This window comes from Microbacterium sp. 20-116 (assembly GCF_041079415.1).
In the GTDB taxonomy this organism is placed as follows: domain Bacteria; phylum Actinomycetota; class Actinomycetes; order Actinomycetales; family Microbacteriaceae; genus Microbacterium.
Genome location: NZ_JBFYGP010000001.1, coordinates 663643 through 685989, shown reverse-complemented (window position 1 = coordinate 685989; position 22347 = coordinate 663643). Strand labels below are relative to the sequence as shown.

Sequence of the window (22347 nt, the reverse complement as noted above, 5' to 3'; positions counted from 1 at the left end):
CGAACCCCAGGCAGGGCGCGCCTAGGATGGACGGGTGACCACGACCTCGGCGCCGAATCAGGCCACGCCCCCTAACCGCTCCCGACGGATCATCTCGATCACCCTGGCGGTGATCGCGGTTCTCGTCGTGGCGTTCTTCGTCTTCGCGAACCTGTACTCCGACTGGCTGTGGTTCTCGCAGCTGGGCTTCACCACCGTGCTGACCACCCAGTGGCTCGCCCGCAGCGTGATGTTCGTGGTCGGTTTCCTCGCGATGGCGTTGCCCGTGTGGGGTGTCATCCAGCTCGCCTACCGGCTCCGCCCGGTGTATGCGCGTCTGAGCTCGCAGCTCGACCGCTACCAGGAGGTCGTCGAGCCGCTGCGCCGCCTCGCCATGTGGGGCATTCCGATCTTCTTCGGCTTCTTCGCCGGCTTCGCCGCCTCCGCCCAGTGGGAGACCACGTGGCTGTGGCTGAACGGCGTCTCCACGTCCACCACCGACCCCCAGTTCGGTCTCGACACCGGTTTCTATCTGTTCGGGATGCCGTTCTACGCCGCTGCCCTCGGGTTCGCGTCGGCCGTGGTGCTGGTGTGCCTCCTGCTCACGGGTGTGGTGTCGTACCTCTACGGCTCGGTGCGGGTCGGCCAGCGAGAGCTCCGCATCTCGAAGGCCGCGCGCATCCAGCTCGCGATCCTCGCCGGTGTGTACCTGCTGCTGCAGGGTGCGAGCCTCTGGCTCGACCGTTTCCGCACGCTCGTCGAGCCGTCGGAGCGCATCACGGGCCCCGGTTACGTCGGCACCAATGCCGTCATCCCCGGCCAGACGATCCTCGCGATCGCGGCCGTCATCGTGGCCCTGGCGTTCTTCGTCACGGCCTTCCTCGGTCGCTGGCGCTACCCGCTGATCGGTACCGCGTTGCTGGTCGTCTCGGCGATCGTGGTGGGAGCTGCCATCCCCTGGGCGGTCACCACGTTCCAGGTGCGCCCGAACGAGCTCGCCCTCGAGAGCCAGTACTACCAGCGCAACCTCGACGGGACGAAGGCCGCCTACGGCCTCGACAGCATCGAGAAAGAGAACTTCCAGGCGACGACGACCGCGCAGGCGGGTCAGCTGCGCAACGATGCCGAGTCCACCGCGCAGCTGCGCATCATGGACCCGGCGATCATCGGGCCGACGGTCCGCCAGCTCGAGCAGTACCGCGCGTACTACCAGTTCAACACCCCGCTCGACGTCGACCGCTACACGATCAACGGCCAGACGCAGGACACGGTGGTCTCGCTCCGCGAGCTCAACATCGGCCAGCTCGGCGACGCGGCCTCGTGGCAGAACACGACCCTCGTCTACACCCACGGCTACGGCATGGTCGCAGCCGCCGGTAACGAGCGCACCGCCGACGGCGACCCGGTCTTCCTCGAGCAGGCCATTCCCGGCACCGGCTTCCTGACCGACCTCAACTACGAGCCCCGGGTGTACTTCGGTGAGCAGTCGCCGCCGTACTCCATCGTCGGTGGACCCGAGGGTGGCGAGCCGATCGAGCTCGACTACCCGCTCGGCGCCGACGGCGGTACCGAGACGCGTACGACCTTCGCCGGCAACGGCGGACCGAGTGTCGGAAACGTCTTCAACCGCCTCATCTACGCGCTGAAGTTCCAGTCGGAGCAGATCCTCTTCTCGGACTACGTCAACTCCGACTCGCAGATCCTCTACGACCGTGATCCCAAGCAGCGCGTGCAGAAGCTCGCGCCGTACCTGACGCTCGACAGCGACCCGTACCCCACGGTCGTCGACGGGCGCATCAAGTGGGTCATCGACGGCTACACCACGAGTGCGAACTACCCGTACTCCTCGGGCGTCTCGCTGTCGCGGGCCATCGCCGACTCGAACAACCCCGCTCCGACCTACGCGCTGGACGACATCAACTACATCCGCAACTCGGTCAAGGCGACGGTCGACGCTTACGACGGCTCGGTGAGCCTGTACGCGTGGGACGACCAGGACCCGCTGCTCAAGGCGTGGCAGAACGTCTACCCCACGACCCTCAAGCCGTGGACCGACATGTCTGCCGACCTCATGAGCCACGTGCGCTACCCGACCGACCTCATGAAGGTCCAGCGCTCGATGCTCGGTGTCTATCACGTCGATGACGCCCGTTCGTTCTTCCAGCAGGACAACCGTTGGACGACCCCGAACGACCCGCAGGACCCGGCGACCTTCCAGCCGCCGTACTACCTGACGATGAAGATGCCGAACCAGGACGACCCGTCGTACTCGATGTTCACGAGCTTCATCCCGGCATCCCAGGGCGGACAGGCGAGAAACGTGCTCACGGGCTATCTCGCCGTCGACTCCAACGCCGGTAATCAGCAGGGCACCAAGCGCCCGGACTACGGCAAACTCCGGATGCTCGTCATCGATGCGTCCACGACGGTCCCCGGACCCGGCCAGGTGCAGAACACCTTCGACTCCGATACGAACGTCTCGTCTCAGATCAACATCTTGAAACAGGGGCAGTCGCAGGTGCTCAACGGAAACCTGCTGACGCTCCCGGTCGGCGGTGGCCTGCTGTACGTGCAGCCGGTGTTCGTCCAGTCGTCCGGTGATACGAAGCTGCCGCAGCTCAGACGCGTGCTCGTCGCGTTCGGTAACAAGATCGCGTTCGAGAACACGCTGAGCGAGGCACTCGACACGCTGTTCGGCGGTGATTCCGGAGCCAACACCGGCGACGAGACCGTCACCCCGAGCGACCAGAACAGCGGCACGGGCGGATCATCGGGTACTCCGGCTCCGACGGGCGACTACGCGGCTGCCCTGCAAGAGGCGCGAGATGCCCTGACCGCGCGTCAGGCAGCGCTGACCAGCGGCGACCTCGCGGGCTTCGCGACGCAGGATGCCCGTCTCACCGCGGCGGTCCAGCGCCTGCTGGACCTCGAGTCCCAGGGCCAGGGCGGCACGGCGACGACCTCGCCGACCCCCGCCCCGTCGGCCACGCCCGCGGGCTGATCCACTCCCTCGACGCCCGCGCCCCGCATCTTCGCGGGGCGCGGGCGTCGTCGTTTCGCGCGGGCCGTTCGCGTCGCGCCGGACCACGCCATCCTGGATGTGCCGCGGTCGTCCCCCGGTCGAGTGCCCAGAGCACGCCGCACGCCGCGCCCCGCACCCGGCGTGTCATGGACACTCGCCGCCGGGGTTCCGGCATCCGGTCCCCGCGTCCCGAGCCGTGCCCGCGCCGCCGCCCCGGTCGAGTGTCCAGAACACGCCGCATGCCTCGCCCCGCATCCGGCGTAACTTGGACACTCAACGCCGGGGTGCCGGCATCCGGTCCCCGCGTCCCGCTCCGCGCCCGGCGTCCCGCGCCGCGCCCGGCGTGCCGGCGCCCGGCCCGCGCCGGCCCGCGTCCCGCGCCGTGCCCGAGGTGCACCCCGCGTGAACGACGTTGAGTGTCCAAAACACCCGGACGGTTTCGGATTTCGTCCGGGTGTTTTGGACACTCAACGGGGGACACCGGATGCCGGCGCCCGCCCGCCGCGCGGAACCCACCGCCCCTCGCACACCCGCGCGCCCCGCCCGCGCTCACGCGGTGAGGAACCACCACCAGATCAGCAGCATCGTCGTGCCGAAACCGGCGATCTGGTTCAGCCACAAGAAGCGGTTCCAGCCCGCGGTGGCGCGGTCGCTGTCGGCATCCGTGACGTTGCGGTACGGCCAGCACACCACCAGATAGGGCACCACCAGCACGGCGGCCAGCGGGCCGGGCCAGGCGGTGAACAGCATGGCCACGCCGGCCAGGGCGTATGCGACGAGGGCGAAGCGCACGGTCCAGCGGGCTCCGCGAGCGGTCGCGATCGACGAGATGTCGGCCGCGCGGTCGGCCTCGACGTCCTGCACGGCGCCGAAAGCGTGAGAGGCGATACCCCACAACGCGAAAGCGACCAGCACGAACACGAGCTGCGGCGTCCACACGGCCCCGGCGAGCACCAGGCCGTACACCGCGGGAGAGAAGAAGTGGATGCTGCTCGTCATCGAGTCCGCGAACGGCCGCTCCTTGAGCCGCAGGGGCGGCGCGGAGTAGAACACGACGAAGAACAGGCTCAGCGCCAGCACGAGCCACGACAGCGGCGACCCGATCACCACCAGGTACGCCACGAACGGCAGGCATGTCAGCGCCGAGGCCCACAGCGTGATCGTGTGCATCCGTTTGTCGAGCACGGCGCCGTGCGTGCCGCCCTTGCGGGGGTTGCGTAGGTCGGACTCGTAGTCGAACACGTCGTTCACGCCGTACATCGCGAGGTTGTAGGGAACGAGGAAGAACAAGATGCCGATGATCAGCGGCGCATCGATCGTCCGCGTGGTCAGCAGATAGGCGGCCGCGAAAGGGAATGCGGTGTTGATCCAGCTGACCGGTCGCGACGACACGAACAGCTCCCGCAGCACGCGGCCGGGGGTGAGGGCAGCGGGAGCGGTCATGCGGTGTCCTTCGAGGGCAGGGGAGCGAATAGGGTGTGCAGCGCCGGTAGCAGGAATGCCGCACACAGGGGATAGGCGAAGTCCTCGATGGGCGCGAGCCCGAGCTTCAGGCCGCTCAGGTGCTCCTGAGGATACGAGAACAGGTCGACGGCGATCATGAGGTTGTCGAACACGAGCGTGAGTGCCACCAGGACGAGTGCGGTGAGACCGGAAGATGTCATGCGCTCCCGGAACCGCGGCCGCTTCACCGTTGCGAGAGTGACGATGACGGTCACCACGACGAACGGCAGCACGATGAGCGGATACGTCACCCGGGTCGCCTCTCGACCGCGGCGGCGCCGGAGCGTCGAGACGCCGCCCGCCGCTCGAAGACGGCGAACATCACCACCGCCAGATAGCTCAGGAACAGCAGGAAGAACACTTCCTCGAGCGGCAGGTGCGGCGCGAGCACGATCCCGACGAACAGCGGGCTCTCGCCCTTCACGAACACGCCCGTCATGATCCCGACGAGGTCCCACGCGAGGAAGAACACCGTCCCCGCCACCACGGCCAGAGCGGTGCGCCACGGAGCGACCCGCAGCGCGAGCGAGTACTTCCAGTCGATCAGCATCATGCCCGTCAACGAGAAGAGGATCGCGCCCAGGTAGATCCCGGGCATGTCAGACCGCCGCGCGCGCGGGTTCCGCCAGGGGACCGGCCGTGGTGTCGCCGGTCAGGCGCTTGACCACGAGCTCGGCAGAGATGAGGCACATCGGCAGGCCGATGCCCGGCAGCACCGAGGTTCCCGCGTAGTAGAGGTTGTCGACCTTGCGCGAGCGGTTCTTGGGGCGGAAGATCGCGCTCTGATTCAGAGTGTGCGCCAGTCCCAGCGAGTTGCCGTGCCACGCGTGCAGGTCTTCCTTGAAGTCCTCGGGCGCGATCGTCTTGCGCACGACGATCCGGTCGGCCAGATCCGGGATGCCGGTCCACTCGCCGATCTGGGCGATGACACGGTCCGCGGCCTTCTCGATGCGCTCGTCGCCGGCGCCCGAGACGCCGCCACGCCCACTGTCGGGGTCGGCGGGCACGGGGACGAGGACGAACAGGTTCTCGTGGCCCTCGGGGGCGACGGAGTCGTCCGAGGCGCTGGGGCGGCAGATGTAGATCGACGCGGGGTCGGGGATGCGCTTGTTCTCGCCGAAGATGGCGTCGAAGTTCGTGTGCCAGTCGTCGGTGAACAGCAGCGTGTGGTGGGTGAGCTGCGGCAGCTCGCCCTTCACTCCGAGCAGCAGCAGCAGGGCGCCGGGGCTCGGCACCTTGTCCTTCCACCACTTCTCGGGGTACTGGCGGTCCTTCGCCTCGAGCAGATCGTTCTCGGTGTGGTGCAGATCGGCACCCGAGACCACGGCATCCGCTGCGATCACTCGACCGTCGGCGAGCCGCACGCCGCGAGCGGTGCCCGACTCGGTGATGATCGCCTCGACGGGGGCCGAGGTCTCGATCGTGACGCCGCGCTCGCGCGCCAGCTTCTCGATGGCCGTGATGATCTCGGTCATGCCGCCCTTGGGGTACAGCACGCCGTCTCCCAGGTCGAGGTGGCTCATGAGGTGGTAGAGGCTCGGCACCTCGAAGGGCGATCCGCCGAGGAACACCGCGGGGTACGCGAGGATCTGCTGCAGCCGGGTGTTCTTGAAGTCCGTGGTGACGCGCTTCCACAGCGTGCGCGTCAGCAGCGGGATCAGGGTGGGAAGGCGCTTCACGAGCGCGGGGTCGCGCAGGCCCTTGGTCGACGAGTAGGGGTCGTAGAGGAACTTCGACGTCGACAGCTCGTAGGCGTCCTTCGCCGAGTCGAGGTAGGCCTCGAGGTTCGCACCCGAACCGGGCTCGTGCTCTTCGAACAGCGCGCGCACGGCCTCGCGGCCCGAGACGATGTCAATCGGCTCTCCCTTTCCGGGAGGGCCGTAGACGCGGTACGCCGGGTCGAGGCGCACCAGGTCGAGCTGTTCGTCGGCGCTCGTTCCGAGCAGGCGGAAGAAGTGGTCGAACACCTCGGGCATGAGGTACCAGCTGGGTCCGGTGTCGAAGCGGAAGCCGTCCTTCTCCCACGAGCCCGCTCTTCCGCCGAGGGCGTCTCGCGCCTCGAACAGGTGGACGTCGTGTCCTCGGTCAGCGAGGAGAGCTGCGGTACCGAGACCGGCGATCCCGCCTCCGACGACGACGATGCGCTGGGCGCTCATGAGCGTGAACCTTTCGGGGGGCGGCCCAGGAGGGCGCGGGCGGCGAGGGTGGCTTTGACACCGTCGGGGACGCGGACGCGCGGGGAGCCGGCGGGGGAGGAGCGAAGGCGTCGAGACAGCTCGGCGAACAGGTCGTGCGCCGTCGTGACGGCGGCGCGGCAGTCGGGCGGCAGATGGGGGATGACGGATGCCGCGGCGGCGAGGTCGGCGTCGATCCGGTCGAGCACGGCCACACGTCGTTCGTCGTCGGCGGCGCCGTCGAGATAGTCACGGCCGAGGCGGGTGGCGTCGTCGGCCAGGTCGCGGAGGAAGTTCACGTCCTGGAAGGCCGCACCCAGGCGCCGCGCGCCGTCGACCAGGTCGGCGGCGGGCTTCGCGGGGGCCGACATTCCCGCGTTCAGGAACACCTGCAAGCACATCAGCCCCACGACCTCGGCCGAGCCGTAGACGTAGGCGTCGTGCGACAGATCGTCGTGTGCCGCGGTGTCGAGGTCGGTGCGCATCGACGCGAAGAACGGGGCGATCAGCTCGTCGGTGATCCCGCACTCGCGCGCCGTCCGGGCGAAGGCGTGGACGACGAGGTTGGCGCTGAAGCCGGTGGCGATGGCATCCCGAACCTCGCTCTCGAGGCCGTCGAGCACCGCGCGCTCCCGTTCGGGGCTGAGGCCGGCGTCGTGGGCTGGTCCGTCGACGATCTCGTCGGCGACGCGGACGAGTGCGTAGATGTTGCGCACGTGCGGGCGGGGACGAGCGCCGAGCAGGCGCGCGGCGATGCCGAACGAGGTGGAGTAGCGGTTGATGACCGCGGCGGCGGCGTCATCCGCCGTCTGGGAGTACAGCTCGAGGCCCGTGGGCGCGTGACTCACGGAATGCGCTCCTGCACGGCGCGCACCAGGCCGCGGAGCATGTCTCGGCAGGCCTCGGGCAGGGTCGACGCCTCGATGATGCCGAGCGTGTCTTCGAGGGTGTCGAAGATGAGGCACTCGAGATCGGCGCGGGCGCCGGACAGCGCCAGGGCGTCCTGCGCCGCGCGTACGGCGATGGGGCCGGTGTGAGCTTGGGCGAGAGCCTCGCTGACCTCGGGCCAGTACGGCGACTGGCGCGCGAGCGAGATGAGGTGGGTCTTCTTGGCTTCGCGCAGGTCGCAGCCCTCTTCTTTGCCCGAGAGGGAGGACGAGCCGAACGCGCCGATCAGGTCGTCGACGAGCTGGTACGCCAGCCCCAGCTTCTGGCCGAATCGCTCGAGCGCGTAGATCGAGGGGGTCGGTGCTCCGGCGATGAGGGCTCCGGCCTGCAGCGGCGCCGAGAACGAGTACGCGGCGGTCTTGTCGCGCGTGGTTCGCAGAATGGCGTCGGCATCGACTTCGCCCGGCGAGACGGAGTGCTCGACGTCCGAGAGCTCGCCCATGGCCGAGATCAGCACGGCGTCGTCGAGCATCTCGAGCAGCGGCAGGCGCATGTGATCCGGAAGCTGCGCCAGAGCGATCATGCGTCCGGCCTCGTGCAGCAGCAGGTCTCCGGCGAGGATCGCGGCGGCGTCTCCGAGCAGGGCCGAGCCCTCGGCATCCGCGCCCTTCTTCGCCCCGCGGTCGCGGAACTCGCCGGCCACGTTGGGCAGGCCGCGGCGCTCGGTGTCGTGATCGATCACGTCGTCGTGGATGACGAAGGCGGTGTGCAGCAGTTCGAAGGCCGCGGCCACCTGGTACACGCCGATGCGGTGCTCGTCGTCGCCGCCGAGAGTGCTGAAGGCCGAGACCACGAGAAGGGGGCGGAAGCGCTTGCCGCCCTCGGTCGCGCGGCGGATGGCGGATGCCAGGTATCGAGCGCCGTCGCCGAGGTTGGTGGAGCGGCGCTGGAGGCGGGAGAGCGCCCCATCGATCTCGCGGTCGATGCCCTGGCGGGCGACGGGGGAGGAGTCGAGGCTGATCATGAGGCGCGCCTCACCTGTCGAGGGGTCTGGAAGAGGTGCAGCTGCTGCGCCTGCAGCACGAGCCACGGGCTGAAGGCCCAGGGCGTGGACTCGAGGGAGGACGCCAGTTCGAGCGGGTCGACCCAGCGGAACTCCGCCACCTCGTCGGGATTGGGCTCGGGGTCGACGTCGGCGCGGGCGACGTAGACGGGGCAGATCTCGTGCTCGACGATGCCGCTGGCATCGACCGCCCGGTACCGGAAGGTCGGCAGTGCCAGTTCGAGATCGCGGATCGCGAGACCCACCTCGAACTCGGCGCGGCGGTGGACCGCCGACAGCGCGGGCTCGGAGGGGCCGGGGTGCCCGCAGAACGAGTTGGTCCAGACGCCGGGCCAGGTCTTCTTGTGCAGCGCGCGACGCGTGACGAGAACCTCGCCCGCGGTGTTGACGACATGACACGAGAACGCCAGGTGCAATGGGGTATCGGTGTCGTGCACGGTAGCCTTGGGCGCCGTGCCGATCTCGTTTCCGAAGTCGTCCAGGAGGACGACATACTCGGTCTCGCTCATCGTGCCTCCCGTTTGCTAGTTTAGCTAGCGATGTAGCCTTGACTATACCGACGCCGAAAGGGGGTGTCCACCGTGACGAAAGCCGTGTCGACCTCTGGTACGAGGCCCGCCGTGACCCACACATTACGCGCCGTTCAGACACTCAGCGACGCCCTCGACCGCATGCATTCGGGCATGAAAGGCGAGATGGATATGAATGCCAGCGACCTCGCGACGCTGCGCATGCTCACCATCCGCGAGCACCGCGGTCAGATGGTCAGCCCTCACGACGTGGCGACCCACCTGCGCATCTCGACCGCATCGACGACGAAGCTCATCGATCGTCTGGTCGCCTCGGGGCACCTGGAGCGTCTTCCGCACCCCTCCGACGGGCGCGCCCGCGTCGTGGTGCTGACCGAGAAGTCGCGGCGTGAGTTCTTCCAGCATTTCGGCGTGCACCTGGGCGCCATGCGCGAAGTGGCCGACCGCTTCGACGACGATGAGCTCGGGACCATCAACGCCTTCCTCGATTCGCTCACCGAGTCGATCACGACAGAGGACTGACGCGGTTCGTCCCCCGCGCCACGCGCACGCCCACGTCGTCGAACGCCTCCCGCTGCAGCCCACCCCGCCGTGCCGCCGCGCGCACCTGTGCCGGCGCATCCGACCACCCGCCGCCGCGGAACACGCGCGCGTCGCTCTCGCCCTCCGGGTCGTACGGGTCGGCGCACCATTCCCACACGTTGCCCAGGGTGTCGAAGAGTCCGTGGAGGTTCGGCATCCGTCCTCCCACCTCGGCGGGAAAACGCAGGCCGTCAGCGGCCGTCCACGCCACTTCGCGGACGGGTCCGTAGGCCGACGACGTCGAGCCCGCACGGCAGGCGTACTCCCACTCGTCTTCGGTGGGTAGGCGGAAACCGTCGGATTCGGGGTCGCCCGTGACGACCTCGCCGTCGAACGAATAGACCGGGTCGAGTCCCTCCCACTCGCTCAGCGCGTTGCACAGCCGTATCGCCCGCAGCCAGCTCAGGTGCGTCGCGGGTCGCCGCGGATAGCGAGAGGGGATGCCGAGCAGCTCGGCCATCTGCTCCTCGGTGATGGGGTAGACGCCGATCTCGAAGGCGTCGACGACGATCTCGCGCCGCTGCGCCCCACGGAGATCGCCACGCAGCACACGGCCCGCGGGGATCCGCGCCATCTCGACGTCGGTCACGACAGCTCCACCATCCACAGGTCGCTGTCGCCCGTGACGAACAGTCGTTTCTCGTCGGCGTCGAATGCGCAGTTGCTCACGACGTGCGGGGTGGGGATCACGCCCAGGCGTGCGCCCGTCTCGTCGACGATGACCACGCCCGCCTCGCTCGAGATCCAGAGCCAGTCGCGGCTGTCGACGACGAATCCGTCCGGGATGCCGGCATCCACCGTGGCGAAGGTGCGCGGGGCGCCGACCGCCTGGCCGTCCCAGTCGCACGCGACGACGCGCGGGAGGGCGTGGGCGTTCGACTCCGCGACGTAGAGCGTCTTCTCGTCGCGGCTGAAAGCCAGACCGTTGGGCTGGTCGAGGTCGATCATGCGCTCGAGTCCGTCGCCGTCGCGCCAGCGGTACACGCTCTGGTGGCGAAGCGCGGGATCGGCCGGGTACCCCTCGCGCGGGTCCGAGATGCCGTAGGTGGGGTCGGTGAACCAGATCCAGCCGTCGGATGCCACGACCAGGTCGTTCGGTGAGTTCAGCGGTTCGCCCTCGAAGGCGTCGACCAGCAGCTCGGTGCCGGTTTCGTCGGTGCGACTGATGCCGCGGCGACCGTGCTCGGCCTGCAGGAGGCGGCCCTCGGCATCCATCGCGTTCCCGTTGGCGAAGTTCGACCGATCGCGCACGGTGACGATGCTGCCGTCCTCGCGCCAGGCGAGGGTTCGGCGACCGATCACGTCACTGAACACCAGGCAACGCTCTTCGGGCCACCAGACCGGACCCTCGGCCCACGTGGCGTCGGCGTACAGCGACATCAGGCGCGAACTGCTCGGAAGGACCGCGGCGAGCCGCTCGTCCCACACCCGCGGGCGTGCGACCTCGACCGGCTCGGGGGAGCGAGGGCTTTGCAGGATCTGACCGTCGAGGAAGATACGGGGCATGACACAAGTCAAACGTGTGAGCGGGGTGGGGCGAGCCGGGTTGACGGGCTCAACCGAAGGGGTGGGGAGTCGGCGCGGCCGGCGACGACGCGAACTGGATGAGCACCTGCAGGCACGGCTCGTCTCCGACGGTGCCCGAGAGGTGCCCGGCCGCGCCGTCGAGCTCATCGGTGTCGGTGTCCTGCCCGAAATGGATGTCGCCGGGGCCCATCTCGACACGCGAGCCGTCCTGCGTCTGGAGGAACCAGCGCCCCCGCAGCGGAATCACCCACTGCGGATGAGGCGACGGATGCCACTGCCCCACCCACCCCACCGGGAGCGCGGCGAACAGCACCGCCGACACCTCGCCGGGGAAGGGCCGTATCCACTGGGGGTCGGCTCCGCCGCCCACGCTCTGCAGTCCGAAGCCGCGCAGCACCGACTCATCGAGACGACTCTTGCCGTCGAGCCCCGTCCACATGTGGACGAAGGGCAGCGTGGGCGGGATGTCGGCGTCGCGTCCGTCGTTGTCGAGGGCCGTGGTGGTGGTCGTGTCCATGCGTCGAGTCAACCGCGCGCGACGCGGGGGAGCGGAGGGTTGACGACAGGGGCGGATGCCGGGTGCCGGCGCCAACGATGAAGGGGCGCCGCCGACCGAAGTCGACGGCGCCCCTTCAGGAACGCGGTGTGCGTCAGGCCTTGCCCTCGGCGCGGTTGCGACGAACCGTGGTGGCCACGGCGATCGTGCCACCGGCGAGAGCGAGAGCGCCGCCGCCGACCCAGAGGCCCAGCATCGAGCTCGCGTCGAAGCCGGTCGCGGGGAGGCCGGTGCTGCCGCCCGCGTTGTTGCCGGCGGTGCCACCCGTGGGGGTGGCGGACAGGGTGTAGGTGCCGCGGCGGTCGGCGGGGAGCGTCACGCTGACGGTTGCCGAGCCGGAGGCGTCGGCGACCTTCGTGATCGACTTCGAGCTGACGGGCAGGTTCGCCGTGGCGAGACCGGCCTGGTTGGCGTTGTAGCCGACGAGGATGAAGTTGACGGTGGCGCCCGGAGCGACGTTGAACGTGACCGGACCATTGTTGGTGATCGTCACGGTCTGCGTGCCGGGAGCGGTGGGGACGTATGCCTGGGCCACGGCGGGAGCTGCGAACAGCAGCGCGCCGGCGAGGGCGGCGGAGACGCCAGCCTTCTTGAGGGAGAGCTTCATGAGTGCCTGCTTTCGAATCCGGGCTACCGGGAGGTGGTGGTCCGCGTCCGTGCTATCCCGATGGAGCTGCAAGGGGAAGGACAACAATGAAGCGGTGGGCTGTGATGAGACCCTTCCTGAGTATTGCCTAAGCGTTCCCTGCATTGCAAACTAGCTAGGTTTCCAGTGCGTAAATTTCCGCTGACGCGCAATCTGAGGCGCATTTACGCAGTGGGATTGTTCACTGAAGGGTCGCCGCCCCCGACGTTTCGCAGGCTGCTTTCACCGTCGGATCCACTTCGGCGTCGGCGGTGGGCGTGACGAGAGCTTCTGCTTTCGACGCCGTCGTCGTCGCGCGGACGGTTACGGTGAAGTCGGCGGACGCCTGCGGAAGAAGCTGGAACCCGAACGTCAACACCTGTCGTCCTTCGAACGACCCGGTAGGAGACACCGTTCCCGTCGCAGTACCGCCGGACACGAGTTCGTACCCTTCGGGGAGGTAGACGTTGCTCACGACCGTGGCGGTTCCGGGCGCGGTGCCGAACGCACCGTTCGCGGTGACGTACTTCGGCAGGGATGTGGCCGCGTCGGCCGGAGCGGTGTTCGTGAAGTTGACCCGCAGGGTCAGCTGACGCTGGCCGTTTCGTCCGTCGGGTTCGCACTGGTCCCAGACGAGCGAAACATCGGGCTTGACGTAGTAGCTCATCTTCGAGCCGCCACCGTCGTTGAGGTATACGCCGAACCGGGCCGTGTCGCCATCTGTCGCAGGCAGCTCGCCTGCAACGGACGATCCTTCGAGAAGGGCTTGCTCTTCGGGATCGGCGCTCCACATCAACACGCGGCGTTGGTCTGCCGCGGTTGCGAGGCTGGTCAGGAGGCTCACCGTCGAACCTCGGCCCTCGAGGAAGGCGTGGAAGACGGCCCCGGTCGCGCCGGCGAAGAATGCGTCCTGTGCGGCGGGCTCCGTGTACCTCTCGTACACAGAGCTGAGCAGCGTCGTCACGGCGTTGTCTGCGGACAACGTCTCGCCGTCGGGCAGCGCGACAGGTCCCGTTGCGCGCAGAAGATAGGACAGAACAACCGGGTCGAGAGCGATTACGCCGTCGACCTCGACGCCGGTTCGTTGTTTGTACATCTCACGGGCCAACGGCCCGTCAAAGGTGAAGTCCGGTATCTGCGTGAGGTTCTGGAAGAAGCGCGCGGGGCGGGTCTCGTAGATATTCTGCACGTCGGCCGGAAGGTCTACGACCGGATTCTTGATGCCATTCGACAGTGAGGTGCCGGATTCGGTGTTGGCGAGGCTGATCGCGCCCCGGTCGGTCTTGAGCAGAATCGCCGTCCCGGCGATACCGCCCAACGATCGCCACTCTGCATTGTTCTGGACCAGAACCAGGTAATCGCGTTCACCGTTCTGGCCCAGAACATCGGGAAGAAGACGCGTCGCGCGCGACAGCGCATCGAGACTGTTCGCCGCCTGCTCGAAGACGCCGGTCGACTTCTCCACCGCGCGCCCCAACACACCCACGAGAGGCGTACGGTTCACGCCCTCCAGTTCCTCGGCAGCAGCCGCGGCCACTGCGGCGGCAGACTGGGCTGGTTGTGCGAGGACGGCGAGGCCGGTCGTATCGATACGACCGTCGACCGGCTTGAGCGCATCGAAAGAGGTGTCCTGCGCCGCCGTCACCAGAGGTAAGAGCGCGTCGCTCAGGAGGGCGTCGCCTGCCGATGCGACCGCCGCGAAAGCTTGCAGTTGCGGGCCGACCCATGGCGACCCTTCGGCGAGATGCCAGATCGGATCCGACGTGAGGTCATGCGCGGCTGAGGCGTCACTTGCCAACCGGGCGAGGGTGGCTCCCGCGGCGCCCGGGTCGGACGCCAGCGCCGAGGAGGCCTCGCTGATCCCGGCTTCGATACGCGAGAGATGTTGATACGCCATCCACCCGCGTATGCCCACCCAGGTAGCGAAGACAACGAGGAGGACGATGAACGCACCGACGATCCAGGCAACGATGCGACCGGCCACCAGCATCGCCGGGGGCAGGGGGGAGGAACTCACGCTGACGCCCTTCATCTCGACTTGGTCGCAGGTTCAGTTTCTCGCCGGGACCCGAGGTACGAACCCGGTTCAGGTTTCGCGCTGCGCTTCGCGTGACGTGCGACGCGGAGAGAAGCCCAGTTCGTCCAGCGAGAGGTCGTCGGAGCCGGCTGTGTCGGCGACGCTCTTGTCTCTCTTGCGAGAGAACCGGCTGGTCTTGGCCGGCATCTCGCGATAGCCGTAGCCATAGCCGTAACCGTAGGCCGAGTAGTAGGAGTCCGGCCCGCGCGTCGGGACCATCGACATGATGAAACCGGCGAGCTTCGCCCCGACGGTGTTGAGCGCCTCGGTGGCTCCTGTCAGCTGGTGCTTGGTGGTCTTTCCCGCGGAAACGACCATCAACGCACCACTCGTGGCTCGGGCAAGGATCGCGGCGTCGGTGACAGGCAACAACGGGGGAGCGTCGCAGAGGACGACGTCGAAGTCCCGTTCGAGCATCTCGAGCAGCATGGTCATCTGTTGGGACCCCAGCAGCTCACTCGGGTTGGGTGGGATCTTCCCGGCGGGCAGCACGTAGAGGCTACGGCCACCCCAGGGGAGCATGACCTCGTTCACTTTGGCGCGGCCGATGAGAACGTCGGTCAACCCGGCTCCGCCCTCGATGCTGAGGTACTCAGCGACCTTGGGCTTGCGGAGGTCGGTGTCAAGGAGAGCGACTCGCTTGCCGGCGTCGGCCAGTGCGATTGCGAGGTTGATCGTGGTCGTCGACTTGCCCTCGCTCGGAATCGAGCTGGTCACCACGAAGCTTGAGCGCCCACCCATGTCGAGGAACTGAAGGTTCGTCCGAAGGGCGCGGAACGACTCGGCACGCGGACTCAGCGGATCCGCGTGAACGATGAGAGGGCGTTCCTTCGCTTTGGCGTCGTACGCGATCGCGCCGATGGCGGGGGCGTGCGTCACCTGCTCCGCGTCTCGCGGCGTCCGCACACGATTGTCGAGCGTCGTCCTGAGCACCGCCGTTCCCAAGCCCAGCACTAGTCCGACGAGTGTCCCGAGGAGCAGATTGAGTGCAACGTTGGGCGATGTCGGCTCGAGCGCGGGCTGCGCGTCGCTCACGCGAGTGAGCCGAACGGGGCTCGCGCCCCCGTCGACAGCAGGCTCAAGCTGCGGGACGACGGTCGACAGGCTCGTGGCGACGGAATTGGCAATCAATGATGCTCGTGTCGGATCAGAATCCAACACGGTGATCGAGATCAGCGTCGAGTTCAAAGCCGCGGCGGCCTTGACCTCCTTCGAGAGTGCTTCAGCCGTCGTAGACAGCCCCAATTCTCCGATGACGGGGTCGAGCACACTCGGTGTGGCGACCAGCCCCACGTATGTATTGATACGGGCTTGCGTGAATGTCGATCCCTGCTGCAGCTCCGCTGTCGTGCTGCCCCCCTGGGTGGAGACGAAGATCGTGCTGGACGATTCGTAAGCGGGCGTACGCGTCAAAGTGAACGCCGTCGCCCCCGCCAATCCGAGCATCGTGAGCACCAGGATGAGAAGCCAATTCTTGCGGAGGATGCGGATGTAGTCGCTGAGCTCCATGGTGCCTTTCGAGGACGCGCTGTCCAAACAGGACTGCGCTCGGGGGTCAAGCACATTGTGACACAAGGAATGAATTGAGCCGGGTGAGCACCTGATCGGTTCGCGCCTGCGTCTCCCGGGAATCGGTAAGGGAGACAAAAGAACGGCGGGTCTTCAGATTGTTCGCTCGGGTGCCTGCTCGCGGAGCGCGAGGCGTGCGAGTCGCTCAACGGCTGGCAGCGCCGAAAGAATCTGGAACGCCGACCTTTCGTATGTATTTCTGGATCGACGGTACGGGTCCACCACGTCGTCGTCCTCGGGTGATGCAGGTGGTTCGACCAAACCGCGGCGGGTGGCGGCGAAGGTGAGCATCTGCGCGGCCCGTGATCCCGCGCTCGAGTCGCTCGAGCGCTCTGCGACATCGAGCAACGTCTCGTCGCCCACTCCGTCGACGAGACGGGCTAGCTCGCGCAGCGTGAAGGCACGGCTCATCAGTCCTGGTTGCAACTCGACGATCTGGCGCCGGTGACTTCGGTCCATCGCGATCGTCCAATCCGCCCAGAGAAGCTGTCTCGCATCGAGCAGGGTCGCTTCGTGACCCGCGAGGCCCTCGGGCTCGCATCCGTTCTGCAGGGCCAGGCGCACGGCCTCGGACGTCATCGGCTCACCGCTTCGCGCTCGCGTGCCCGCGCTGGCCACTCGAACGCGACTGTTCATGAGGCGGCTCGCCAAGAGTTTCTCGGCGAGCGGTGAACGGCAGATGTTGCCGGTGCAGATGACGAGGATGTTGAGCATTGCTGTCCTCACTCTGTGCGAATGGAATTGGGTTCAGACTCTGCCCGGTATGTTGACGACGTGCACATTGAGCTTAACGACGGTGATGAGCTGTCGTCGCGCACGAGCCATTCCACCGTTGGAGCATCGGACGCTCGATCACCGCGGCGGCCTCGTCGTGAGCCGCGACGAGGCCGAACGGACTGGCGACTCGGCGGTCGAGCCGTGAGCAGATGGAACAAACGCGTCCTCGTGGTCTCACTGGGTGGTGCGGTGTTCGCAATCGGTGCAGGACTGGTTGCGCGTACTTTATGGCCCGCGAACAGCGGGTCTCTGTCGCTCTTGCTCACATGGATCGGATTGGCGTCTGCGATCGTCTACGCGTTCGCGCGGGGGAGGCCCGCAGGGCTCACGCGACTGCGGCCTGTCGATCTCGTCCTCGCGGTCGGTCTGGGGGTTGGGCTGAGGCTTCTACAGGGGGTGGTCAGCGGAACGAGCTCGACAGCCTTTCCTCAACCCTTCTCACCCACCGACCTGGACTTCTCGTCTTGGCTGTGGGGCGAGTTGCTCCCTGCAGGGTTGGGCGGACCCGTCGTCGAAGAGCTCTTCTTCAGAGCGGTACTGCTGGTGTCCGTATTTCAGGCCCTTCGACGAACCCTCGGATCCTTGTCTGCGGGGGTCACAGCGCTCCTGATCTCGGCGGGCAGTTTCGTATTGCTTCACTCCGCCTTCGCGCCGGTGGCCCTCCCCGAGGGGATCATGCTTTTCTCGCTCGGAGCCACGTGTGCCGGCCTCGTCCTTCTGACGGGACGGATATGGGGGGCAGTTTGTCTTCACATTGTGTACAACGTCACGTTCCTGCTCATATCCTTGGCCGGTGGCTTGCTGGCCTGACAATCGCTGAGTCGACGTCGGCTGCGCCGAATTCCGACGACCTCGCGGGCACGTTGGAAAATGGCGCATGACGAACAAAAACCGACCGGCAGTGGTCGGTGAGCTGAGCGGGGCCTTGCATCCTCACCAGGGTGTCGGCGGGGGGTCTGTGACTGCACGGCTCGCCACCGCTCCGAGCGCCCGGAAGATGGCGGGTTCTAGGATCGTGCGGTCGCTCGCCTCCGCCATGTCGAGAGAGCGGAACCCCAGCCTTGCTGCCTGCTGGGCGACCTTGGGGTCGTATGCGATTCCCACAACGGGACGTCCCATGCTGGCGCCTAGGAGGCAGCCATGCAGGCGCATCGAGATCACCGCTCGACTTCGAGAGATGATTTCCTCGACCTCTCGTGCCCGTTCAGGACCCACGATGATGTGCGCACAGTCGAACAGCGGTCGTAGCGCCTCGCGGTCGTCGTCGTCCCTCATCCCACTCATCGCGAAAAGAGCGACGCGGAGTTTGTGGGATTTCACGACAGACGCGATTGACCGCGCGATCCCAGCCACCGCGTCGGGGCTTGAGGAATACTCCCACTGACGGAGGTTTATGGACAGGTCGAACTCGATGTCCTGGGAATCCTCCGTTTCGTCGAGCCTGTTCCACGTCACAACGTCACCCGACACCTCGATCGACGATTCGGGTACGCCTATGTCTACGAGTCGTTTCTTCGACTCGTCATCGCGCACGTGGGTGAAGGACGCGTGCGCCAGCGCCGATCGGTAGTCGCGCGCCGTCCTGGAAGATCTGATGGGGCCCACGCCAAGGCCGATGAATCCATATGGCTTCTGCAACGAACATGCGACGTGCGCGATGCGCGTGAAAGGACGATAGAAGTGCGGGCGCCTGTCGTCGAGCAGGCCGCCCCCTCCGATCAGAACCCAGTCCGCGTGAGCAACCTCGCGGATGACGCCTGCCCTGCTCCGGATGGAGCCGCTCAACACCACACCTGGACCAACGGCCTCCAGATCGGGGCCGCCGACCAGCCGCGACGACGCCCCTCCCGCTGCTGCCCACTCACGCAGGCGCAGCGCGATCAAGTCGTCGCCGACGTTCGACCATCCCGCTGCTCCGACGAACAACACTCGTTTCATGGCAAACCTCGAAGCTCGAAGGGGCGGAACTCAAAGGCTGCCGCGCGAGAACAGCATCCGCTGTGCAACCAGTGCCACCAGGAAAATGCACTCGCTGACGCTGATAGCCAATACAAACACGGATGTTGAGAGCGGGGAGAAAAGTAACGCGAACGTGATCTGCGAAAGCAGGGCCAGGGCATATGCGAGCCCCGTGCTCACGAATCTGCGCTCGGCCAGCGCTGCGGATGTGAGGACGGTGCACGCGAAAGAGAACGGAACCTGGGCGCCGACAGCTTGTACGGCGCCGACATACGGTTCCGCCTCAGGTCCGAACAGCAGCGGAACGTACGTGGGGGCGAGCAACGCGTTCGCCGTTGCGAGGACGGCCCCGCCCAAGAATGCGACGCTTGCGAGGATGAATAGCCGCTTACGGGAGGGTGGGACTGCGGCGAATCTGGGGAGCAGCATAGAACCGACGATGATGGAAGGAATTACCATCAGAATAAGCATCCGCGACGCCAGGCCGGTACCTTCGAAGTGCCGGCCAGAAGCGAGGTTCTGACTCAGGATGAGCAGGCACGCTGAGTAGGAATGGACGACAAGGGTATAGAACAACAGTGCTGCGTATGATCGACCGTCGCTCACGAAGTGTGAAATGCGGGGAAGCCCCACGATGTCACGAATTCTGACCTTGGCTTGCGCGTTCACGATGAACATCGTGAGAAGGAGCCCTGCCGGGTAGACGAGAGCGACCACTCCGAGTGGGAGGCCGAGGATCGCCAGGAGGATACCGACCGAGGCGACCAGCAAATTTCCCGCAATCTGACCCACGGCGATCTTGCGCGCCTCGAGTCGCGCTTGCAGGACGTACGTCGTCGTGGCCGCGATGACCACCGGCGTGAGGCAAAGGCTGAAGGCGAGCATCATGTCGGTTTGCGTCGCGATAATCGGGACCATAACGATTGACGCGACGACAGAGATCCAAAGCTGGGCTCTTGCCGTATCGTGCACGACCTGACGGGAATCTTCGCCTCGCGCTATTCGTTGTACGGCTGATGTTCCCAGACCAGCGTCGCCGGCCACGGTAGCGAAGCCTATGAGTGACTGCGCGAGACCGAGCATAGCTAATTGCTCCAGTCCAAGCGTCCTAGCGACGATGAACGTCAGCGAGAAAGCGAGAAGGCGTGCGGCGAGCTGAGCCACCAGCAAATAGGCGCCGTCTGACAAGAACTTCACGAAGATCTTTTCTCTGTGAACCTTCCGGCGTAGTCGGAAGACGTTATAAAGAGCTCAATCGGCTGTTTCTCCACCGGTCTCGGCCGTTCCCTGCAAATGCCCCACGCGAGTCCAACGAACAACCACGTCTCCAAGAACCACAGCGCGCTCGTGGCGACAGAGAACAGGAGATAAGGCACCGCAAAAGTAAGAACCAGGCCGAGACGTCTCCTTGAGACGAGGCGGGACACTGTCAGGGCAGCCGAGACGGCGACGAGAGCAAGAGCGAGAAGGCCCCCATCGTAGACAATCTGGAGCGGGAGGTTGCCGATGTAACCAGGGAGGGCGAGTTCTGGTCGGGTGAGGTCGTAGTTGCGTTGTCCGAAACTGTTGAAACCTAAACCGGGGAACAGTTGCCCAGAAGCAAGCCATTCGTTGAAGGCTCCAGCGTTCACCCTCTCGCGAAGGCCCCCTGTACCGGTCGTGGTGTCGAAGAGATCCAAGAATTTGCTGAAACCGACGTCGCCGCTGGTGAGGAGCACCGGGACGGCAGGGATCGCCAGGAGTGCAGACGCAACAACGAGGCGGCGTGACTGAGGGCGAAACACGGCGGCGAGTATGAGGCCGACGCAATAGGCCACGAGCGCAGCGCGGGTGTGGGTGGTGAACAGCGCGATCGGGGTGAGGATGATCGAGAGGTAGCGCAGCGGTGCGGAGATCAGGCGCCGCGGGTTCCACACGGCGACGAGCCCCCAGAGGCATAGCAGCCCCGCGAGGATATTGGCCTCGAGAGCGGCTACGTAAGACGCGTAACCTCCGTACGCGGGATCGATCTGTACCCCGATGTCCGCCACCCCAGCAAACGTCGCCAGCGACCACAGAGCGATGGCAAGGGCGCCGCAGAGAAGGTTGACGGCCACGCCCACTTTGACAATGGTCTGCCAAGTCTCGGAATGCTGTGCGACCCATACGGCGCTCAATACGTTCACAGCGCACCAGATCAAGACGGAAAACGAGGACGCGGGCTCGGGGGAGTTGAAGGCGGATGCCAGCCCGACACCGACGAGCCATGCCGCAACAAGGCTCAACGACACCCAACTTGCCAGGGGCATCGAGCGAGCAGCCCCTTGCTCTCGTCTCCTGAGGAGATCTCCGACGAGCGCCACGGCGCAGATGAGACCGATGACGACTTCGAGTCTGATATTGGCGCCAGCCGCATCCAGAGCGGGCCGTGTGACGAACATGCTCGCTACGAGGAGACCGCCCAGCAATCTCGGGCGCTGGGGGAGAGTCATCGCTCCCAGTAGAACCAACGCAATGAGGACAACAACGCCCATCAGCCGTCCTCGCCCATGAACATGTGGGAAAGTACTCGCTCTGCGCGATGCGCGGATGAGATCTCGTAGAGATCCCCGCGAGCCGGTGGACGATCAGGGAGAAGCTCATTCAACGTGGTGCTCCACTCGACGGCGTCTTCCGCCAACACAACGTGCTCCGGGAACTTCTTCGCCAGAGCCAACATCGAGGGAAGAGGGGTGGCGAGTGTCGTGAGGCCAGCTGCCAAGTAATCGTATGCTTTCAAGAAATTGCTCGCGCGGTTGTAGGGGGAATCTACGAAAGGCACGACACCTACCTGGTGCGATGCCATCTGCCGGATGGCATCCGCGTAGTCGATGGGGCCGAGCGACCGCACATTGGCGGAATTTCGGAGGTTCTCGGTCGGTTCGCCGCCGGCAAGAGTGAACGTCCAATCCGGCCGCAACTGCACGACCCGTTCGAAGAGGTCGACGTCTATGCGCGAGTTCCATCCGCCGACGTAGATGGCCGTCTTGCTCGCTCGGGGAATGTTCACGTCCGCCAGATAGCCGTCGACACGGTCCAGAGAGACCCCATTCCCGACAACCGCGATCGGAGCGTTCTTCGGATCGTCGTGAGCCGCCGAGTCCAATTCGATTGCGATGCTCTCGGACACGCTCGTGGTTGTGGCGCAGCGCGCGCGCGTTGCGACGGATAGCTCCAGGTTGCGTCTAGCTTGGCGAGTGCCCGATAGATACTCGTATCCCCAGTGGCGGTCCACGACATCGAAGTGCGAGTGAGACCAGACGGGCCAGCTGCATATCTCTGGAAACATCCACCAATATGCGATGAGGCTCGGTCGCGTCAGGCCGATCTCGTCGATGGCCCGACGAATGGCCGCACCGACGAGTCGAAGGGCCAGGAGGCGCGAAACCTCCGGGCGCACCGTCGGAAGCATGGACGTGATGCCCGGAGTGACGAGCACGTGCGCAGTCTTCGAGAGCGAGAGCAGCCCGGGCCGCAGGCCCGTGGCCTTGCGGCCTC

At 66.3% G+C, this 22347-nt stretch carries 21 protein-coding genes; 3 read left to right on the top strand and 18 right to left on the bottom strand.

What is annotated here, in order from left to right; translation table 11 throughout:
- Positions 1-34: 34 nt before the first annotated feature.
- Positions 35-2980 carry a UPF0182 family protein gene (locus AB6V29_RS03380; RefSeq protein ID WP_369357032.1) on the top strand — a complete coding sequence of 982 codons (2946 nt, stop codon included), beginning with the start codon at positions 35-37 and terminating at the stop codon, positions 2978-2980.
- 570 nt (positions 2981-3550) lie between these two features.
- Here AB6V29_RS03380 and AB6V29_RS03375 read toward each other — a convergent pair.
- The 7 genes from AB6V29_RS03375 to idi are packed head-to-tail and all read right to left on the bottom strand — an operon-like array spanning position 3551 to position 9138.
- Complete coding sequence (locus tag AB6V29_RS03375) at positions 3551-4444, bottom strand: prenyltransferase (protein WP_307317367.1); 894 nt, start codon at positions 4442-4444, stop codon at positions 3551-3553.
- Entirely contained in the window at positions 4441-4755 is a 315-nt protein-coding gene (locus AB6V29_RS03370; RefSeq protein ID WP_307317364.1) for a lycopene cyclase domain-containing protein, read from the bottom strand. Before AB6V29_RS03370 ends, AB6V29_RS03375 begins: the two co-directional genes overlap by 4 nt.
- Entirely contained in the window at positions 4752-5102 is a 351-nt protein-coding gene (locus AB6V29_RS03365; protein ID WP_369357031.1) for a lycopene cyclase domain-containing protein, read from the bottom strand. The genes AB6V29_RS03370 and AB6V29_RS03365 overlap by 4 nt, the downstream gene beginning before the upstream one ends.
- A gap of 1 nt (position 5103) precedes the next feature.
- Positions 5104-6660 carry a phytoene desaturase family protein gene (crtI, locus tag AB6V29_RS03360; protein WP_210074437.1) on the bottom strand — a complete coding sequence of 519 codons (1557 nt, stop codon included), beginning with the start codon at positions 6658-6660 and terminating at the stop codon, positions 5104-5106.
- A complete protein-coding gene (locus AB6V29_RS03355) occupies positions 6657-7526 on the bottom strand; it encodes a phytoene/squalene synthase family protein (protein ID WP_369357029.1) in 870 nt (289 codons plus the stop codon). The genes crtI and AB6V29_RS03355 overlap by 4 nt, the downstream gene beginning before the upstream one ends.
- Positions 7523-8590 carry a polyprenyl synthetase family protein gene (locus AB6V29_RS03350; RefSeq protein WP_307455284.1) on the bottom strand — a complete coding sequence of 356 codons (1068 nt, stop codon included), beginning with the start codon at positions 8588-8590 and terminating at the stop codon, positions 7523-7525. Before AB6V29_RS03350 ends, AB6V29_RS03355 begins: the two co-directional genes overlap by 4 nt.
- Positions 8587-9138 (bottom strand): isopentenyl-diphosphate Delta-isomerase, encoded by a 552-nt coding sequence (gene idi, locus AB6V29_RS03345; RefSeq protein ID WP_210074443.1) that lies wholly within the window; start codon positions 9136-9138, stop codon positions 8587-8589. The genes AB6V29_RS03350 and idi overlap by 4 nt, the downstream gene beginning before the upstream one ends.
- Positions 9139-9249: 111 nt before the next feature.
- Here idi and AB6V29_RS03340 point away from each other — a divergent pair, with 111 nt between their 5' ends.
- Positions 9250-9681 carry a MarR family winged helix-turn-helix transcriptional regulator gene (locus AB6V29_RS03340; protein WP_369357026.1) on the top strand — a complete coding sequence of 144 codons (432 nt, stop codon included), beginning with the start codon at positions 9250-9252 and terminating at the stop codon, positions 9679-9681.
- Here the strand turns inward: AB6V29_RS03340 and AB6V29_RS03335 are convergent.
- From AB6V29_RS03335 to AB6V29_RS03305, 7 genes are all read right to left on the bottom strand, one after another.
- Entirely contained in the window at positions 9665-10330 is a 666-nt protein-coding gene (locus AB6V29_RS03335) for a formylglycine-generating enzyme family protein (RefSeq protein ID WP_369357024.1), read from the bottom strand. The two genes, AB6V29_RS03340 and AB6V29_RS03335, sit on opposite strands and share 17 nt — an antisense overlap.
- Positions 10327-11247 carry an SMP-30/gluconolactonase/LRE family protein gene (locus tag AB6V29_RS03330; RefSeq protein WP_369357022.1) on the bottom strand — a complete coding sequence of 307 codons (921 nt, stop codon included), beginning with the start codon at positions 11245-11247 and terminating at the stop codon, positions 10327-10329. The genes AB6V29_RS03335 and AB6V29_RS03330 overlap by 4 nt, the downstream gene beginning before the upstream one ends.
- A 49-nt stretch (positions 11248-11296) precedes the next feature.
- Complete coding sequence (locus AB6V29_RS03325; RefSeq protein WP_369357020.1) at positions 11297-11785, bottom strand: hypothetical protein; 489 nt, start codon at positions 11783-11785, stop codon at positions 11297-11299.
- A gap of 133 nt (positions 11786-11918) precedes the next feature.
- On the bottom strand, positions 11919-12431 hold the full coding sequence (locus tag AB6V29_RS03320; RefSeq protein WP_307317340.1) for an LPXTG cell wall anchor domain-containing protein: 513 nt from the start codon (positions 12429-12431) through the stop codon (positions 11919-11921).
- Between the two features lie 220 nt (positions 12432-12651).
- Positions 12652-14481: a DUF4012 domain-containing protein gene (locus AB6V29_RS03315; protein WP_369357018.1), complete on the bottom strand. Its 1830-nt coding sequence runs from the start codon at positions 14479-14481 to the stop codon at positions 12652-12654.
- Positions 14482-14535: 54 nt separating this feature from the next.
- Positions 14536-16035 carry a polysaccharide biosynthesis tyrosine autokinase gene (locus AB6V29_RS03310; protein WP_369357016.1) on the bottom strand — a complete coding sequence of 500 codons (1500 nt, stop codon included), beginning with the start codon at positions 16033-16035 and terminating at the stop codon, positions 14536-14538.
- Between the two features lie 153 nt (positions 16036-16188).
- Entirely contained in the window at positions 16189-16809 is a 621-nt protein-coding gene (locus AB6V29_RS03305; protein ID WP_369357014.1) for a low molecular weight phosphatase family protein, read from the bottom strand.
- Positions 16810-17013: 204 nt separating this feature from the next.
- On the opposite strand from AB6V29_RS03305, the gene AB6V29_RS03300 reads away from it, so the two are divergent.
- The gene (locus AB6V29_RS03300; RefSeq protein ID WP_369357012.1) at positions 17014-17682 is read left to right on the top strand and encodes a lysostaphin resistance A-like protein; all 669 of its coding nucleotides are present in this window, start codon (positions 17014-17016) and stop codon (positions 17680-17682) included.
- Positions 17683-17805: 123 nt separating this feature from the next.
- Here AB6V29_RS03300 and AB6V29_RS03295 read toward each other — a convergent pair whose 3' ends face one another.
- Genes AB6V29_RS03295 through AB6V29_RS03280 form a run of 4 tightly spaced genes read right to left on the bottom strand, consistent with a single transcriptional unit; the run spans position 17806 to position 22288 of the window.
- On the bottom strand, positions 17806-18810 hold the full coding sequence (locus tag AB6V29_RS03295; RefSeq protein WP_369357010.1) for a polysaccharide pyruvyl transferase family protein: 1005 nt from the start codon (positions 18808-18810) through the stop codon (positions 17806-17808).
- A 30-nt stretch (positions 18811-18840) separates the two neighbouring features.
- A complete protein-coding gene (locus AB6V29_RS03290) occupies positions 18841-20028 on the bottom strand; it encodes an oligosaccharide flippase family protein (protein ID WP_369357009.1) in 1188 nt (395 codons plus the stop codon).
- Positions 20025-21344 carry an O-antigen ligase family protein gene (locus AB6V29_RS03285; RefSeq protein WP_369357007.1) on the bottom strand — a complete coding sequence of 440 codons (1320 nt, stop codon included), beginning with the start codon at positions 21342-21344 and terminating at the stop codon, positions 20025-20027. The genes AB6V29_RS03290 and AB6V29_RS03285 overlap by 4 nt, the downstream gene beginning before the upstream one ends.
- Positions 21344-22288 (bottom strand): hypothetical protein, encoded by a 945-nt coding sequence (locus tag AB6V29_RS03280; RefSeq protein ID WP_369357005.1) that lies wholly within the window; start codon positions 22286-22288, stop codon positions 21344-21346. The genes AB6V29_RS03285 and AB6V29_RS03280 overlap by 1 nt, the downstream gene beginning before the upstream one ends.
- Positions 22289-22347 lie beyond the last annotated feature (59 nt).